The organism is Streptomyces montanisoli, assembly GCF_017813245.1.
Taxonomy (GTDB): domain Bacteria; phylum Actinomycetota; class Actinomycetes; order Streptomycetales; family Streptomycetaceae; genus Streptomyces; species Streptomyces montanisoli.
The window spans coordinates 1-521 of sequence record NZ_JAGIQL010000402.1; the positions used below are offsets into that span (position 1 = coordinate 1).

Below are 521 nucleotides of genomic sequence, written 5' to 3' on the forward strand. Positions count from 1 at the left end.
TAGTAGCATGCTCAAGACCCGAAGCGGAGTGATCTAGCCATGGGCAGGTTGAAGCGGCTGTAAGAGGTCGTGGAGGACCGAACCCACCAGGGTTGAAAACCTGGGGGATGACCTGTGGTTAGGGGTGAAAGGCCAATCAAACTCCGTGATAGCTGGTTCTCCCCGAAATGCATTTAGGTGCAGCGTCGCGTGTTTCTTGCCGGAGGTAGAGCACTGGATAGGCGATGGGCCTTACCGGGTTACTGACCTTAGCCAAACTCCGAATGCCGGTAAGTGAGAGCGTGGCAGTGAGACTGTGGGGGATAAGCTCCATGGTCGAGAGGGAAACAGCCCAGAGCATCGACTAAGGCCCCTAAGCGTGCGCTAAGTGGGAAAGGATGTGGAGTCGCAGAGACAACCAGGAGGTTGGCTTAGAAGCAGCCACCCTTGAAAGAGTGCGTAATAGCTCACTGGTCTAGTGATTCCGCGCCGACAATGTAGCGGGGCTCAAGCGTACCGCCGAAGTCGTGTCATTGCAGTAT

General features: G+C 55.7%; 1 rRNA gene. It reads left to right on the top strand.

What is annotated here, in order from left to right:
• Nucleotides 1-521 (top strand): 23S ribosomal RNA (locus JFN87_RS33350); the annotation flags it as partial.